Source organism: Rhizobacter koreensis (genome assembly GCF_013366375.1).
GTDB classification, from domain to species: domain Bacteria; phylum Pseudomonadota; class Gammaproteobacteria; order Burkholderiales; family Burkholderiaceae_C; genus Schlegelella_A; species Schlegelella_A koreensis.
Map to the genome: position 1 here is coordinate 1 of NZ_JABWMJ010000001.1, position 14345 is coordinate 14345.

15 protein-coding genes and 3 tRNA genes are annotated in these 14345 nt (G+C 71.8%); 3 read left to right on the forward strand and 15 right to left on the reverse strand.

What is annotated here, in order from left to right; genetic code table 11:
- From HQN59_RS00005 to rpe, 14 genes are all read right to left on the reverse strand, one after another.
- On the reverse strand, positions 1-634 hold a 634-nt coding region (locus tag HQN59_RS00005), incomplete at its 3' end, for a GTP-binding protein (RefSeq protein ID WP_176064845.1).
- Positions 635-674: 40 nt separating this feature from the next.
- Positions 675-749, reverse strand: a tRNA-Thr gene (locus HQN59_RS00010).
- A gap of 53 nt (positions 750-802) precedes the next feature.
- Positions 803-876, reverse strand: a tRNA-Gly gene (locus tag HQN59_RS00015).
- An 87-nt stretch (positions 877-963) separates the two neighbouring features.
- A tRNA-Tyr gene (locus HQN59_RS00020) sits at positions 964-1049 on the reverse strand.
- 15 nt (positions 1050-1064) lie between these two features.
- Positions 1065-1757: a uracil-DNA glycosylase family protein gene (locus HQN59_RS00025; protein ID WP_176064847.1), complete on the reverse strand. Its 693-nt coding sequence runs from the start codon at positions 1755-1757 to the stop codon at positions 1065-1067.
- Positions 1754-2542 (reverse strand): indole-3-glycerol phosphate synthase TrpC, encoded by a 789-nt coding sequence (trpC, locus tag HQN59_RS00030; RefSeq protein ID WP_176064849.1) that lies wholly within the window; start codon positions 2540-2542, stop codon positions 1754-1756. The genes HQN59_RS00025 and trpC overlap by 4 nt, the downstream gene beginning before the upstream one ends.
- Positions 2543-2621: 79 nt before the next feature.
- Entirely contained in the window at positions 2622-3656 is a 1035-nt protein-coding gene (trpD, locus tag HQN59_RS00035) for an anthranilate phosphoribosyltransferase (RefSeq protein ID WP_176064851.1), read from the reverse strand.
- 37 nt (positions 3657-3693) lie between these two features.
- On the reverse strand, positions 3694-4776 hold the full coding sequence (gene ltaE, locus HQN59_RS00040; protein ID WP_176066192.1) for a low-specificity L-threonine aldolase: 1083 nt from the start codon (positions 4774-4776) through the stop codon (positions 3694-3696).
- Between the two features lie 40 nt (positions 4777-4816).
- Positions 4817-5401 (reverse strand): anthranilate synthase component II, encoded by a 585-nt coding sequence (locus HQN59_RS00045; RefSeq protein WP_176064853.1) that lies wholly within the window; start codon positions 5399-5401, stop codon positions 4817-4819.
- Between the two features lie 49 nt (positions 5402-5450).
- Positions 5451-6950 (reverse strand): anthranilate synthase component I, encoded by a 1500-nt coding sequence (gene trpE, locus HQN59_RS00050; RefSeq protein WP_176064855.1) that lies wholly within the window; start codon positions 6948-6950, stop codon positions 5451-5453.
- A gap of 278 nt (positions 6951-7228) precedes the next feature.
- Entirely contained in the window at positions 7229-8110 is an 882-nt protein-coding gene (locus tag HQN59_RS00055) for a class I SAM-dependent methyltransferase (RefSeq protein ID WP_176064858.1), read from the reverse strand.
- 68 nt (positions 8111-8178) lie between these two features.
- The gene (locus HQN59_RS00060) at positions 8179-8490 is read right to left on the reverse strand and encodes a chaperone modulator CbpM (protein ID WP_176064860.1); all 312 of its coding nucleotides are present in this window, start codon (positions 8488-8490) and stop codon (positions 8179-8181) included.
- 28 nt (positions 8491-8518) lie between these two features.
- Positions 8519-9484, reverse strand: coding sequence for a DnaJ C-terminal domain-containing protein (locus HQN59_RS00065; RefSeq protein ID WP_176064862.1), 966 nt, complete (start codon positions 9482-9484; stop codon positions 8519-8521).
- 13 nt (positions 9485-9497) lie between these two features.
- A complete protein-coding gene (gene rpe, locus HQN59_RS00070) occupies positions 9498-10196 on the reverse strand; it encodes a ribulose-phosphate 3-epimerase (RefSeq protein ID WP_176064864.1) in 699 nt (232 codons plus the stop codon).
- A gap of 113 nt (positions 10197-10309) precedes the next feature.
- On the opposite strand from rpe, the gene apaG reads away from it, so the two are divergent.
- Together apaG and HQN59_RS00080 are read left to right on the forward strand one after the other, a co-directional pair.
- Positions 10310-10684 (forward strand): Co2+/Mg2+ efflux protein ApaG, encoded by a 375-nt coding sequence (apaG, locus tag HQN59_RS00075; protein WP_176064866.1) that lies wholly within the window; start codon positions 10310-10312, stop codon positions 10682-10684.
- A 64-nt stretch (positions 10685-10748) separates the two neighbouring features.
- Entirely contained in the window at positions 10749-12824 is a 2076-nt protein-coding gene (locus HQN59_RS00080) for a site-specific recombinase (protein ID WP_342451079.1), read from the forward strand.
- 58 nt (positions 12825-12882) lie between these two features.
- Here HQN59_RS00080 and HQN59_RS00085 read toward each other — a convergent pair whose 3' ends face one another.
- Complete coding sequence (locus tag HQN59_RS00085; protein WP_176064869.1) at positions 12883-13053, reverse strand: hypothetical protein; 171 nt, start codon at positions 13051-13053, stop codon at positions 12883-12885.
- Here HQN59_RS00085 and mltA point away from each other — a divergent pair.
- On the forward strand, positions 13052-14224 hold the full coding sequence (gene mltA, locus HQN59_RS00090) for a murein transglycosylase A (RefSeq protein WP_246294616.1): 1173 nt from the start codon (positions 13052-13054) through the stop codon (positions 14222-14224). The genes HQN59_RS00085 and mltA overlap by 2 nt on opposite strands.
- Positions 14225-14345 lie beyond the last annotated feature (121 nt).

The following is a 14345-nucleotide window of genomic DNA, read 5'->3' on the forward strand; positions in this document are numbered from 1 at the left end:
CGCCATCGACCGCACGCTCGGGTGTCGGGATGTAGCTGTCGAGCGCATCCGCGAGCTTGAGGATCGAGCCCTCGCCGAGCTCGCCCTTGTCGCCTTCCATGGCCAGCTTGGCCGAGCCGTGGATGATCGGGGTCGCATCGCCCGGGAACTCGTACTTGTCGAGCAGCTCGCGCACTTCCATCTCGACCAGCTCCAGGAGCTCGGCGTCGTCCACCATGTCGCACTTGTTCATGTAGACGATGATGTACGGCACGCCCACCTGACGCGCGAGCAGGATGTGCTCGCGGGTCTGCGGCATCGGGCCGTCGGCGGCCGACACGACGAGGATCGCGCCGTCCATCTGCGCCGCGCCCGTGATCATGTTCTTGACGTAATCGGCGTGCCCCGGGCAGTCGACGTGCGCGTAGTGGCGCGACTTGGTCTCGTACTCGACGTGCGCGGTGTTGATCGTGATGCCGCGCGCCTTCTCCTCGGGCGCCGCGTCGATCTGGTCGTACGCCTTGGCCTCGCCGCCGAACATCTTCGACAGCACGGTCGTGATCGCCGCGGTCAGGGTGGTCTTGCCATGGTCGACGTGACCGATCGTGCCGACGTTGACGTGCGGCTTGGTGCGCTCGAATTTGCTCTTTGCCATTTCAGACTCCTAAAACACGCGGGGCCGATGACCCTTGAACTGGTGCCCATGGCGCGGATCGAACGCGCGACCTCTCCCTTACCAAGGGAGTGCTCTACCACTGAGCCACATGGGCTTTCGAAACCACCGAAAGCAGTTTGCAATGGGCTCGGCGAGCACATTGCAAACTGGAGCGGGAGACGGGAATCGAACCCGCGTCATTAGCTTGGAAGGCTAGGGTTCTACCATTGAACTACTCCCGCTCGGGAGCGTCTCCGGCAACCCCCGAAGGCCGCCGTAACGACCTTCGGGCACCGCTCGGCGACGAGCACGCAACTCTCGAAACATCTTGGTGGAGGAGGCTGGATTCGAACCAGCGTAGGCGTAAGCCAACAGATTTACAGTCTGCCCCCTTTAGCCACTCGGGCACCCCTCCGAGACGAACCCGAGACTATAGCACGGGTCTGGAATTCTCCAAGGCCCACCAGTCGACGAGGTCACGGCAGGCCGCGAAGTGGCTCTCCTCGGCCATGAACTCGCGCTTGAAGTCGTACGACGGATGGCGCGTCGCCAGCACCCGCACCGCCGCCGGCGCGACCCCGCCGACCGCGCCCTGGAAGAACGTCTGTGCCCGCGCACCCCAGAGCAGGAAGCGCGGCGGCGCGGAGCGCGCGCAGAGCACCCGCACCACCTCGGAGGTGAGCGCCTGCCAGCCGCAGTCGAGGTGGCTGCCGGCGCGCCCGACCTCGACCGTCAGCACCGGGTTCAGCAGCAGCACGCCCTGCGTGGCCCAGGCGTCGAGGCGCCAATCGGCCGGCACCCGGAAGCCCGGCTCATCGCGCGCCAGCACGTCGAAGATGCGCGCCAGCGAACGCGGCCGTCCGCGCCCCGCCGAGAACGCGAGCCCGTCGGCGTGGCCGGCGGTCGGGTACGGGTCCTGGCCGACGATCACGACCTTGACGGCGTCGGGCGGCACCAGCCGCAGCGCCCGGAACGGGTCCGCGGGCGCGATCGGCCGCTCGCCGGACGCCGCCTTCACGGCACGGCAGACGCCGTCGGTGCGCTCGGCGGTCCAGCCCGGCAGCACCGCCGCCCAGGCGGCGGGCAGCGTCGCGAATGCCGCCGGCAGGTCGTCGGCGGTCACCCGAACAGCGCGGCCAGCGCCTTGCCGGGGTCGGGCGCGCGCATGAACGCCTCGCCGACCAGGAAGGCGTGCACGTCGGCGTCACGCATGCGCCGCACGTCCGCCGGCGCGAGGATCCCGCTCTCGGTGATCACCAGGCGGTCGCGCGGTACCCGCGGCAGCAGGCCCAGCGTGGTGTCGAGCGAGACCTCGAAGGTGCGCAGGTTCCGGTTGTTGATGCCGATCGCCGGCGTCTTCAGGCCGAGCGCCCGGTCGAGCTCGGCGGCGTCGTGCGACTCCACCAGCACCGCCATGCCGAGCGCGTGCGCCTGCGCCTCGAGGTCGGCCATCTGCGCGTCGTCGAGGATCGCGGCAATCAGCAGGATGCAGTCGGCGCCGATCGCGCGCGCCTCGTAGACCTGGTACTCGTCGATCACGAAGTCCTTGCGCAGCACCGGCAGCGTGCAGGCAGCGCGCGCGCGCTCCAGGTAGGCGTCGGCGCCCTGGAAGAAGGTGACGTCGGTCAGCACGCTGAGGCAAGCCGCGCCGTGCGCGGCGTAGCTCTCGGCGATCGCCTCGGGGACGAAGTCATGGCGCAGCACGCCCTTGCTGGGGCTTGCCTTCTTGACCTCGGCGATCACCGCGGCCGCGCCGGCGTCGACCTTGCGGCGCAAGGCGCCGATCCAGTCGCGCTGCCCGCCGAGTGCCTCGGCGTCGCTGCGCAGCGACGCGATGCTCCGGTACGCGCGGGCGCGCCGCAGCTCGTCGCGCTTGACCTCGACGATCTTCTGCAGGATGTCGCTCATGCTCCGACTCCGGAAAGGGCTGGCGCGCGGCTGCCGGACACGCCGGTCCGCGCGCCGCGAAGGCGCATCACGCGGGCCGTCATTGCGCCGCGATCGCGCAGCTGCGCGCGACGAACTCGTCGAGCTTCGCGCGCGCCTTGCCGGAAGCGAGCGCTTCCCGCGCGCGCACCACGCCCTCGGCCATGCTGCCGGCGACGTTGGCGGCGTAGAGCGCGACGCCCGCGTTCAGCACGACGATGTCGCGCGCCGGCCCCGGCTGGTTGGCGAGCACGCCTTCGACGATGGCGCGCGACTGCGCCGCGTTCTCGACCCGCAGCACGCGGTTGCTCGACATCGTGAGGCCGAAGTCCTCGGGGTGGATCTCGTACTCGCGGATCGCGCCGTGCTGCAGTTCGCCCACCATCGTGGCGGCGCCGAGCGACACCTCGTCCATGCCGTCGCGGCCGAACACCACCAGCGCGTGCTCGGCGCCCAGGCGCTGCAGTGCGCGCACCTGGATGCCGACGAGATCCGGGTGGAACACGCCCATCAGGATGTTCGGCGCGTCGGCGGGGTTGGTCAGCGGCCCCAGGATGTTGAAGATCGTGCGCACGCCGAGCTCCTTGCGCACCGCGGCGACGTTCTTCATCGCCGGGTGGTGGTTCGGCGCGAACATGAAGCCGATCCCGGTCTCGTCGATGCAGCGCGCGATCGCGGCCGGCGCCAGCGTGAGCGGCACGCCGAGCTGCTCGAGGATGTCGGCGCTCCCCGACTTGCTGCTGACGCTGCGGTTGCCATGCTTGCTGACGCGCGCGCCGCACGCCGCGGCGACGAACATGCTGCAGGTCGAGATGTTGAAGGTGTGCGAGCCGTCGCCGCCGGTGCCGACGATGTCGACCAGATGGGTGCGATCGGCGACCGGCACCTTGGTCGCGAACTCGCGCATCACCTGCGCCGCCGCGGTGATCTCGCCGATCGTCTCCTTCTTGACGCGCAGGCCGATGAGCAGCGCCGCGGTCATCGACGGCGACATCTCGCCGCTCATGATGCGGCGCATCAGCGCGAGCATCTCGTCGTGGAAGATCTCGCGGTGCTCGATGGTTCGGGTCAGCGCCTCGATGTCGGTGATCGGCATGGCAGTTGTCGTTGAGGAGTCGAAGGTCGGGCGGCGGTCAGTCGGGGACCCTGGCGGACGACGCCGCAGGCGATGCGACCGGCGCGGCGGCTGCGGGCGCCCCGCCGACGACCGCGGCGACTGCGGCGATTGCGCGGTCGATGCCGGCCTCGTCGACGTCGAGGTGGGTCACGAAGCGCAGCTTGTAGAGCCCGGTCGCGAGCACGCCCGCGGCCTTCAGCTGCTCGATCAGCCCGGCAGCCGCCGGGCCCTGGACGTCGGCGAACACGATATTGGTCTGCGGTGCGTCGACCCGAAAGCCCGGCACCCGCGCCAGCCCTTCGGCGAGCCGGCGCGCGAGGCGATGGTCGTCGGCGAGACGGTCGACGTGGTGCTCGAGCGCGTGCAGCGCGCCGGCCGCGATCACGCCGGCCTGCCGCATGCCGCCGCCGACCATCTTGCGCCAGCGGTGCGCGCGTGCGATCAGCTCGCGGCTGCCGACCAGCGCCGAGCCAACCGGCGCGCCGAGGCCCTTCGAGAAGCACACCGACACGCTGTCGAACGGCGCGGCGATACGGCGCGCCTGCTCGCGCGCGTCGCCGCCGAGCGCGACCGCGGCGTTGAACAGGCGCGCGCCGTCGAGGTGCGACGCGAGACCGCGCCGCCGCGCGAGCGCGCACGCGGCGTCGAGATAGTCGAGCGGCAGCACCTTGCCGCCGATCGTGTTCTCGAGGCAGAGCAGGCGTGTCCTCGCGAAGTGCGCGTCGTCGGGCTTGATCGCCGCCTCGACCGCTTCGAGCGGCAGGCTGCCGTCGGGCGCGTGCTCGAGCGGCTGCGGCTGCACGCTGCCCAGCACCGCGGCGCCGCCGCCCTCCCAGCCGTAGGTGTGCGCGCGCTGGCCGACGATGTACTCGTCGCCGCGTGCGCAGTGGCTCATGATCGCGAGCAGGTTGCTCTGGGTGCCGCTCGGCACGAACAGCGCCGCTTCCTTGCCGAGCAGCGCGGCGATGCGTTCCTGCAGCACATTGACGGTCGGGTCGTCGCCGAAGACGTCGTCGCCGACCTCGGCGCGCGCCATCGCCTCGCGCATTGCCGGCGTCGGCCGGGTGACGGTGTCGCTGCGCAGGTCGACCACCGGCATCGCGGGCGCCCCGCTCACGCCACGCGCGAACCGGCGATCGTCACGGCCGCAGCTCCAGAAAGTTCTTCAGCATCGCGTGGCCGTGCTCGGTGAGGATCGACTCCGGGTGGAACTGCACGCCCTCGAGCGGCGCCGCGGTGCCGGCGAGCTCGCGATGGCGCACGCCCATGATCTCGCCGTCCTCCGAGCGCGCGGTGACCTCGAGCTCGCGCGGCAGCGTTGCGCGGTCGATCACCAGCGAGTGGTAGCGGATCACCGTGAAGCGCTTGGGCAGCGCGGTGTAGACGCCGCGCTCGTCGGTCTCGATCACGCTCGTCTTGCCGTGCATCTGCTGCCCGGCCCGCACGATGTCGCCGCCGAGCGCCGCGCCGATCGCCTGGTGGCCGAGGCAGACGCCGAGGATCGGCAGCCGCCCGGCGTAGGCGCGGATCGCGTCGATGCAGACGCCGGCCTCGGCCGGCGAGCACGGGCCGGGCGAGAGCACCAGGCGATCGGGCCGGAGCGACCCGATGCCGTCGACCGTGATCTCGTCGTTGCGGAACACCCGCACGTCCTCGCCGAGCTCGGCGAAGTACTGCACCAGGTTGAAGGTGAACGAGTCGTAGTTGTCGATCATCAGCAGCATGACCGCTCTCCCTTGAAGCCGATGGCCGGAGTCGTGAGGTGCGCGGTCATCAGAAGCCCTCCTCGACGAGCTCGGCGGCGCGCATCAGCGCGCGCGCCTTGGCCTCGGTCTCCTTCCACTCGAGCTCGGGCACCGAGTCGGCAACGACGCCGGCGGCGGCCTGCACGTAGAGCGTCTGGTCCTTGACGATGCCGGTGCGGATCGCGATCGCGACGTCCATGTCGCCCGCGAAGCTGAGGTAGCCGCAGGCGCCGCCGTAGATGCCGCGCTTGACCGGCTCGAGTTCGTCGATCACCTCCATCGCGCGGATCTTCGGCGCGCCGGTCAGCGTGCCGGCCGGGAAGGTCGCCTTCAGCACGTCGAGGTTGGTCATGCCGTCCTTCAGCAGGCCTTCGACGTTGCTGACGATGTGCATCACGTGCGAGTAGCGCTCGATGTCGAACGCCTCGGTCACCTTCACGCTGCCGGTCCTGGCGATGCGTCCGATGTCGTTGCGCGCGAGGTCGATCAGCATCACGTGCTCGGCGCGCTCCTTCGGGTCCTCGCGCAGCTCGCGCTCGAGCGCCTTGTCGGCCTCGATCGACGCGCCGCGCGGCCGGGTGCCGGCGAGCGGCCGGATCGTCACCGTGTCGCCGGCCTCGGTGTGCTCGCGACGCACCAGGATCTCGGGCGACGCGCCGACGATCTGGAAATCGCCCATGTCGTAGAAGTACATGTAGGGCGACGGGTTGAGCGAGCGCAGCGCCCGATAGAGGCTGAGCGGCGACTCGGTGTAGCGCTTGGCGAGGCGCTGGCCGACCTGCACCTGCATCATGTCGCCCGCCGCGATGTACTCCTTGGCCTTCAGCACCGCGGCGAGGAAGTCCTCCTTCGCGAAAGCGCGCTCGATCGCGTGCGAGATCGTCCGCTTCACCGCCGGCGCCGACACGCTGTACTTCAGCTTGTCCGTCAGCTCGCCCAGGCGCCGGCGCGCGCGCGAGAACGCCTCGGGCTCGTTCGGGTTGGCGTAGACGATGAGGTAGAGCCGCCCCGACAGGTTGTCGATCACGGCGAGCTCCTCGCACTGCAGGAGCTGGATGTCGGGGGTGCCGATCGGGTCGGGCAGGCGCGCGGCGGCCGGAGACTTCGCGAGGCGCGGCTCGATCATCCGGATCGTGTCGTAGCCGAAGTAGCCGGCGAGCCCGCCGCAAAAGCGCGGCAGACCGGGCCGCAGCGCGACCTTGAAGCGCCCGAGGTACTCGGCGATGAAGTCGAGCGGGTTGCCCTCGCGCGACTCGACCACGCGGCCGTCGGTCACCACCTCGGTGTGAAAGCCGGTCGCGCGCAGCAGCGTGCGTGCCGGCAGGCCGATGAACGAGTAGCGCCCGAAGCGCTCGCCGCCGACGACGGATTCGAGCAGGAAGCTGAGCCGTCCGCCGCCGTTCGGCGACGAGCCGCACAGCTTGAGGTACAGCGACAGCGGCGTCTCGAGGTCGGCGAACGCCTCGGCGATCAGGGGAATGCGGTTGAAGCCTTGCGCAGCGAGGCTCTTGAATTCGAGTTCGGTCATCGCACGCCCGGAGTCCGGGCCCTCCACGATCGACCCGGCGCGAGCGCGGCTCGCCGGCAGCGGGTCATTCGGTCAGTCGGTGAGTGGAACGAGGTCCACCGTCAAGGCCGGTCGGTGCGACACGCGAGGTGCACCGCCGGCGGCAGCGCGAAGCGCTGCGTCAGGCGCAGGTCAGGCCCGCCAGGGCCAGGCTCCCCGGTCCGCGGACCTCGAAGCGATGCGGTGCGAAATCGACATGGCGGCCGAGTGTAGCAGCGTCGAATGCGCTGCTTGCGCGCTCAGGGCTTGACGAACTTCAGCACGAACTCGTCCTTCGGCTGCGGCGGTTCGGGCGTGTTGCGGTCGCGCGGATCGTTCGGGTTGCGCAGGAAGTCGCCGCTGGCGACGAGCCGAAAACCCGCCGCTTCGACCTCGCGCCGCACGAACGCCTCTTCGACGCGGTGCAGCGTTCCCGACTCGGAGATGCCGGTGCCGGAGCGCCCGGCGTGATCGGCGATCACGTAGACGCCGCCGGGCTTGAGGGCGGCGAACAGGGCCGCGTTCATGCGCGCGCGGTCGACCCCCAGGTGGCCGAGGTCGTGGTAGTTGAACATCAGCGTCACGAGGTCGGCACCGGCGTTCGCGATCTCGGGCGGCGCCGCCTCCTCGAACGGCCGCACGACCGGAACGATGTTGGCGAGGCCACTGCGCTGCGCGCGCTCGGCCAGCAGCGTCGGCGACGTGCGCGGAGCGGCCGCCGCGGGAACGCCCGCGGAGCCGGGCATCGACGCCCCCGCTGAAGCAGCCGTCGGCGCCGGCGCGCCGCCGCCTTCGGGCGCCGCCGGCGGCGTGCGCGCCGGATTGCGCGGCGCGCTCTGGCCATAGACGCGTCCGCCCGGCCCGACCGCGCGGGCGAGCAGCTCCGTCGTGTAGCCGCCACCCGCGCTGACGTCGAGCGCGACCATGCCCGGCCGCACGCCGATGAAGGCGAGCATCTCGGCGGGCTTGCGCCGGACGTCGTTGCTGCGGTCGGCGGCACTGCGATCGGGGCTGGCGAGCAGCGCCTCGATGCGGGCGCGATCGAGCGGAGGTTCCGACGCAGCGCCCGAAGACGCACAGCCTGCGACGACGAGCAGCGCAGCGAGCGCCGCAGCGCCGAGCACGCCGCGGCCGCGAGCCATCGACTCCGCCACACGCCCGGCCGAGCGCGGCACCGCGATCCGAGGCCCGCGACCCGCCGCGGCGCGCATCACCGGCCGCTCCGCTGCAGCGCGGCGCGCAGCGCCGCGATCTCGTCGAGCAGGTCGAGCGCGAGCGCGACGCCGGCCGGGTTCACCGCCAGATCGCGCGACAGCCGCGCGGCGAGCCGGCTGCGCCGCAGCGCGGTGCCGCCGAAGCGCCAGTCGCCGGAGCCGCCGGTCGGCTCGAGCACGCCTTCGACGACCCACTCGCGGATCTCGATCTCCGTGACCCGGCAGGCGCGGCACAGCTCGGCGAGCGTCAGCTCGACCTCTTCCTCGACGATCGCGCCATGCAGCGCGAGCCCGCCCATTCGATTCATCGAACTCTCCTTGACGATGGGTCGCGGCTCAGCCCCGGCGCGGATCGAAACCGCGGAATGCCTGCGCGAACGCGGCGTAGGCGTCGCGCGCGGCGGTCGTGTCGGCCGGCGGCTGGCGCACCGTCAGCACGGCATAGAGATCGCCCGGCTCGCGTCCCGGCAGGCCGCGTCCCTTGAGGCGCAGCTTGCGGCCGGCGGCCGAGCCCGGCGGCACCGTGAGCTGCACGCTGCCGTCGGGCGTCGCAAGATCGACCGTCGCGCCGAGCGCAGCCTCCCACGGTGCGACCGGCAGGTCGACGTAGACGTCCTTGCCTTCGACGCGATAACGCGGGTCGGGCTGGAATTCGATTTCCAGGTAGAGGTCGCCCGCCGGGCCGCCCGCGCCGGGCGCGCCCTGGCCGGCGAGGCGCAGGTGCTGCCCGGGGCGGATGCCTTTCGGGATCTTCACATCGAGGCGGCGTTCCTGCATGACGACGCGGCCGTCGGGGCCGAGCGTCGGCGCGCGCAGCGAGATCGTGCGCTCGGCACCGCGATACGCGTCGGCGAGGTCGATCACGACCTTGGCGTGGTGGTCCTCGCCTTGCGTCGGCGCCGCGCGACCACCGCGTGCCGACGCGAAGCCGCCGCGCCCGAACAGCGACTCAAAGAAGTCGCTCGGGTCGAAGTCGCCGTCGAAACCCGGGCCGCCGCCGAAGCCGGCGCCCGGCCGCTCGCCGCGGCCGCGGAACTCGAAGCCCGCGTCCCAGTTCGGCGGGGGCTGGAAGTCCTGACCGGCCTGCCACTGAGTGCCCATCGCGTCGTAGGCGGCGCGCTTCTCGGGATCCTTCAGGACCTCGTTGGCCTCGTTGATTTCCTTGAAGCGCGCCTCGGCGTCCGGCAGCTTGCTGACGTCGGGGTGGTACTGCCGCGCCAGCTTGCGATAGGCCTTCTTGATGTCGTCGGCGCTGGCGTCGCGCGGGACGCCGAGGGCCTGGTAGTAGTCCTTGTATTGCATGCGGGGGGTCCGTTCAGACCGGCTGCGGACGCGCCCCGGCGAGCTCGGTGCGCATCGCGTCGATGACTCTCGCGTAGTCGGGCTGGCCGAAGATCGCGCTGCCGGCGACGAAGGCGTCGGCACCGGCCTCGGCGACGCGGCGGATGTTGTCGACCTTGATGCCGCCGTCGACCTCGAGCCGAACCTCGCGCCCGCTCGCCTCGATGAGGCGCCGGATGCGCTCGATCTTCTTCAGCGAACCGGGAATGAAGCCCTGCCCGCCGAAACCGGGGTTGACGCTCATCACGAGCACGAGATCGATCTGGTCGATCACCCACTCGAGCACGTCGATCGGCGCGGCCGGGTTGAACACGATGCCGGTCTGCACGCCCTGCGCCTTGATCAGCTGCACCGTGCGGTCGACGTGCGTGGTCGCGTCGGGGTGGAAGCTCACGATGTCGGCGCCGGCCTTGGCGAACGCGACCGCGAGCTCGTCGACCGGCTGCACCATCAGGTGCACGTCGATCGGCACCCGGCTGCCGTCGGCGCGCGCCGCGTGCGGCCGGATCGCGCTGCAGATCATCGGCCCGAGGGTAAGGTTCGGCACGTAATGGTTGTCCATCACGTCGACGTGGATCCAGTCGGCACCCGCAGCGATGACGTTGCGCACCTCCTTGCCGAGCCGCGCGAAATCGGCCGACAGGATGCTGGGGGCGATGACGGGGTTGCGCATGGGTGGGCTCCGGTGAAGCGTCAGTCTAGTTGGGGCTGCCTCGCGCCGCCGTCAAGCCCGCCAGAGCGGCCCCACGCCGCGCCGGGCACGGGTCGGCTTCCTAGAATGCGCCGATGCCCAAGCCCGAATTCACGAACAGCGTCGTCGTGCGCCACCTGCCCGAGCAGTCGGGCGACACCGGCGCGCCGTACGCGTTCGCGTACACGGTCACCATCCGCAACAGCGGCGACGTCACCGCGCAGCTGATCGCGCGCCACTGGGTCATCGCCGACGCGCACGGCCACGTCGACGAGGTGCGCGGCCTCGCGGTCGTCGGCCATCAGCCGGTGCTCAAGCCCGGCGAGAGCTTCGAGTACACGAGCTGGACCCGCCTCGCGACGCCGCAGGGCACGATGCGCGGCACCTTCTTCTGCATGACCGAGGACGCGTACCCGTTCGAGGCGCCGATCCCCGAGTTCAGGCTCGCCGTCGCGTCGGCGCTGCACTGACGCCGGTGGTGCCGGATGCCGGTCGCCGCGGCGACCGGCGATGCTTTCTTCCAATCGACCGCCCGTGACCGCTTCCGCCAGCCGCGATGCGGCGTCGCCGTGGGATCTCACGGCCCTTCTCAACGCCGCCGATCCGAAGGCCAGCCTCGCCGAGCGGCACCTCTGGGTGATCCGCCTGCTCGAGTGGCTGCGCCATGCCCCGCTCGAGCGCGACAGCGCGCCGCGCCGCCTGCGCCTGCGTGCCCGGCGGGCTCCCGGCGACGCGACCCCGACGCCGGTGCTGCGCCTCAAGCACATGCTCGGCGTGCTCGAGCGCCACCCCGAGCACCGCGCCGGTACCGCCGAACTGCTGGCGCTCTTCATGCACGAGGTCGACAGCGCGGCGCTGCTCGCCGATTTCGGCTTCGCGCCGCGGATGGGCCTCTGGGGCGAGTTCGGGCGGCGCCTACGCGCCCGCGTGCTGCCGCTCACGCCGGCGACCAGCGACCTCGCCGACCTGTTCGGGCTGCTGTTCCCGAGGGCCGGCGACGCCGACTGGCTGCTCGCGGTCGACAACGAGACGCTGGCGCGCATCGCCGCGATCGTCGCGCCCGCCGACGCCGGCTTCGACTGGCGCGCGCCGTTCTTCGACGCGATCATGTTTCTCGCGAGCGCGGTGCGCGCCGCCGGCTTCTCGCCCGCGCTGCGCCAGCGCATGAGCCCCGAGTTGCTGGTTGATGCGCCGTTCCGTCAGCTCGCCCGCGTCGCCGAGCAGGTGCGCGAGCTTGCCGAAACCGATGCCCCCGATGCCCGGGTGCGCCTCCTGGTCGACGCGCAGTACCTGCGCGCGCTGCTCGACACCTGCCGGCGCTGCGCGGTCAGCGTCCACGAACACCTCGAGACGCACGGCGTCTCGGTCGACGTGGTGTTCGACGTCGACCAGCTGCTCGAGCGCACGCATCGCATCGACGCGCTGCTGACCTGCGTGCTGAGTCCCGAGCCGGGCCGCGAGATCGTCCGCCTGCTCGCCGAGCTGATCCGCAGCGCGGACGAGCGGCGCAGCATCCGTGCCCTGTTCTCGCAGCACTACTCGCTGCTCGCCCGCAAGGTGGCCGAGCGCAGCGCCGCGACCGGCGAGCACTACATCACCCGCGACCGCGCCGAATACCGCGCGATGCTGCGTGCCGCGATCGGCGGCGGCGCGGTGCTCGGCGTGACGACGCTGCTCAAGTTCATGATCGGCGGCGCTGCCCTGGCCGCGTTCTGGAACGGCCTCGCCGCGGGGCTCAACTACGCGGCCGCGTTCGTGCTGATCCAGGTGCTGCACTTCACCGTCGCGACCAAGCAGCCGGCGATGACGGCGCCGGCGATGGCCGAGAAGCTCGGCGACGTGTCGACCGACATCGCGGTGGCGAGCTTCGTCGACGAGGTCGCCAACCTGATCCGCTCGCAGTCCGCAGGGATCATCGGCAACGTGCTCGCGGTGGTGCCGGTGGTCCTGCTGCTGCAGTGGCTGCTCGGTCTGGGCAGCGGCGGCGCGTGGCCGCTCGACCGCACTCACGCCGAGCACACGCTGCACTCGCTGAGCCTCCTTGGGCCGACGCCGCTCTACGCGGCGTTCACCGGCGTGCTGCTGTTCACGAGCTCCATGATCGCGGGCTGGGTCGAGAACTGGTTCGTCTGGCATCGGCTCGACAGCGCGATCGCCTGGAACCCGAAGATCGTCGCCCGCCTGGGCGCCGCGCGCGCGCAGCGCTGGGCTGCCTACAGCCGCGCCAGCGTCTCGGGCTTCACGTCGAACGTGTCGCTCGGTCTGATGCTCGGCCTGGTGCCGGTGATCGCGGCGTTCTTCGGCCTGGCGCTCGACGTCCGCCACGTCACGCTGGCGGCGGGCCAGCTCGCCGCGTCGGTTGGCGTGCTCGGCGCCGACGTGCTGCATCGCAGCGATTTCTGGTGGTGCGTCGCGGGGGTCGCGGCGACCGGCGTGCTCAACCTCGCGGTCAGCTTCTTCCTCGCGTTCCGGGTCGCGCTGCGCTCGCGCGGGATCCGCCTCGCGGACCGCAGCCGCATCCATCGCGCGATCCGCGCCCGGCTGTGGCGCGAGCCGGCGTCGTTCGTGGTGGCGCCGGCGCACGCACGGATCGCGCCGGTCGAGCCGTGAGGCGAGGCGGGGGTGGCGTGGCCGCGGAGGTCGCGTTCGTGACCGGGTGCGGCGACGTTCAGCGTGGGGGCCTGACGGCTTCGGAGCGGTCCGCGTCGACGCCGCCTCCGGCGCTCGCACCCTCGTCCACGGGGCGCTCGCCGCCGCGCCGTCCGTGGAACATCGTCCACCAGACGATGAGGACGAGGAGCAGGCCCGCGCCGAGGGCTTCCAGCAGAATCACCAACATGTCCAGAGCAACCCGGTGGGCCGGCCAAGCCGCGGCGGCGGCGATTCTAGGTGTGCTCGCCGGCTGCGCAAGCGCGCCGCGGAGCGGCCCGCCGACCCGCAACCCGGACGATGCCGCCGGTGCCGCGGTGCGCCCGGAGCGCAGCGCTCCTTCGGGGCCCACCGTCACGCGTCCGGCCGCGCGCTGGGTCGGCGTCGAGTGGTCCGAGCTGCCGGGCTGGAGCGGCGAGTGGCTGCGCGACTGGTTCCCGGCGTTCCGGCGCGGCTGCAGCCGGCCGGCACCGGCGTGGCAGGGCGTCTGCGCGGCGGCGCTGCTCGACGGCGTGGCCGACCTCGATGCCGCCGCGGCACGCCAGTGGCTGCAGCAGCGCCTGCAGCCGTTCCGCGTCGAGTCGCTCGACGGCAACGCCGACGGCATGGTGACCGGCTACTACGAGCCGCTGCTCGAGGCGTCGCGGGTGCGCCGCCCCGGGTACGAGGTGCCGATCTACGCGCCGCCGGTCGGCTCGCGCACGACCTGGACCCGGCGCGAGATCGACACGCTGCCCCCGGCGCAGACCGGCCTCGGCGGACGCGAGATCGCGTGGCTGCGCGACCGCCTCGACGCGCTCGTGCTGCAGATCCAGGGCTCGGGGCGGCTCGCGATCACCGAAGCCGACGGCAGCCGGCGCGTCGTCCGCGTCGCATTCGCCGCGCACAACAACCAGCCGTACCAGTCGGTCGGCCGCTGGCTCATCGATCGCGGCGAGCTGACCCTGGCACGCGCGTCGTGGCCCGGCATCAAGGACTGGGCGCGCCGCAACCCGCAGCGCGTCGACGAGATGATGTGGAGCAATCCGCGCGTCGTGTTCTTCCGCGAGGAGGCGCTGCCCGACCCCAGCGTCGGCCCCCGCGGCGCCGCCGGCGTTCCGCTCACGCCCGGCCGCTCGATCGCGGTCGACCCCCGCAGCGTGCCCTACGGCACCCCGGTCTGGCTCGACACGACCGAGCCGCTCTCGAACAACCCGCTGCGCCGCCTCGTCGTCGCGCAGGACACCGGAACCGCCATCGTCGGTGCGGTGCGCGCCGACTACTTCTGGGGCTGGGGCGACGCCGCCGAGGCGAGCGCCGGCCGCATGAAGCAGCGCCTGCGCATGTGGGTGCTGTGGCCGCTCGACGATTCGCCGTTCTGACGGCATGCCGGAGCGCGCGTTGAACCGAATCGCGTCGGCACGCTCCAAGCAGCGGCGCGGCGTGAGCGGGCAAGACCTTGCGGTTCCGCTCGCCGCCGGGCGCTCACGCGCCGACTTCATC

Excerpts from the sequence above, each read along its gene's own strand:
- HQN59_RS00055 (WP_176064858.1), bottom strand. The coding sequence starts at position 8,110 with ATGGCTCGCGGCCGCGGCGTGCTCGGCGCTGCGGCGCTCGCTGCGCTG.
- apaG (WP_176064866.1), top strand. The coding sequence starts at position 10,310 with ATGCCCAAGCCCGAATTCACGAACAGCGTCGTCGTGCGCCACCTGCCC.
- trpE (WP_176064855.1), bottom strand. The coding sequence starts at position 6,950 with ATGACCGAACTCGAATTCAAGAGCCTCGCTGCGCAAGGCTTCAACCGC.
- mltA (WP_246294616.1), top strand. The coding sequence starts at position 13,052 with ATGTCCAGAGCAACCCGGTGGGCCGGCCAAGCCGCGGCGGCGGCGATT.
- rpe (WP_176064864.1), bottom strand. The coding sequence starts at position 10,196 with ATGCGCAACCCCGTCATCGCCCCCAGCATCCTGTCGGCCGATTTCGCG.
- HQN59_RS00065 (WP_176064862.1), bottom strand. The coding sequence starts at position 9,484 with ATGCAATACAAGGACTACTACCAGGCCCTCGGCGTCCCGCGCGACGCC.
- trpD (WP_176064851.1), bottom strand. The coding sequence starts at position 3,656 with ATGCCGATCACCGACATCGAGGCGCTGACCCGAACCATCGAGCACCGC.
- HQN59_RS00045 (WP_176064853.1), bottom strand. The coding sequence starts at position 5,401 with ATGCTGCTGATGATCGACAACTACGACTCGTTCACCTTCAACCTGGTG.
- HQN59_RS00085 (WP_176064869.1), bottom strand. The coding sequence starts at position 13,053 with ATGTTGGTGATTCTGCTGGAAGCCCTCGGCGCGGGCCTGCTCCTCGTC.
- trpC (WP_176064849.1), bottom strand. The coding sequence starts at position 2,542 with ATGAGCGACATCCTGCAGAAGATCGTCGAGGTCAAGCGCGACGAGCTG.
- ltaE (WP_176066192.1), bottom strand. The coding sequence starts at position 4,776 with ATGCCGGTGGTCGACCTGCGCAGCGACACCGTCACCCGGCCGACGCCG.
- HQN59_RS00060 (WP_176064860.1), bottom strand. The coding sequence starts at position 8,490 with ATGAATCGAATGGGCGGGCTCGCGCTGCATGGCGCGATCGTCGAGGAA.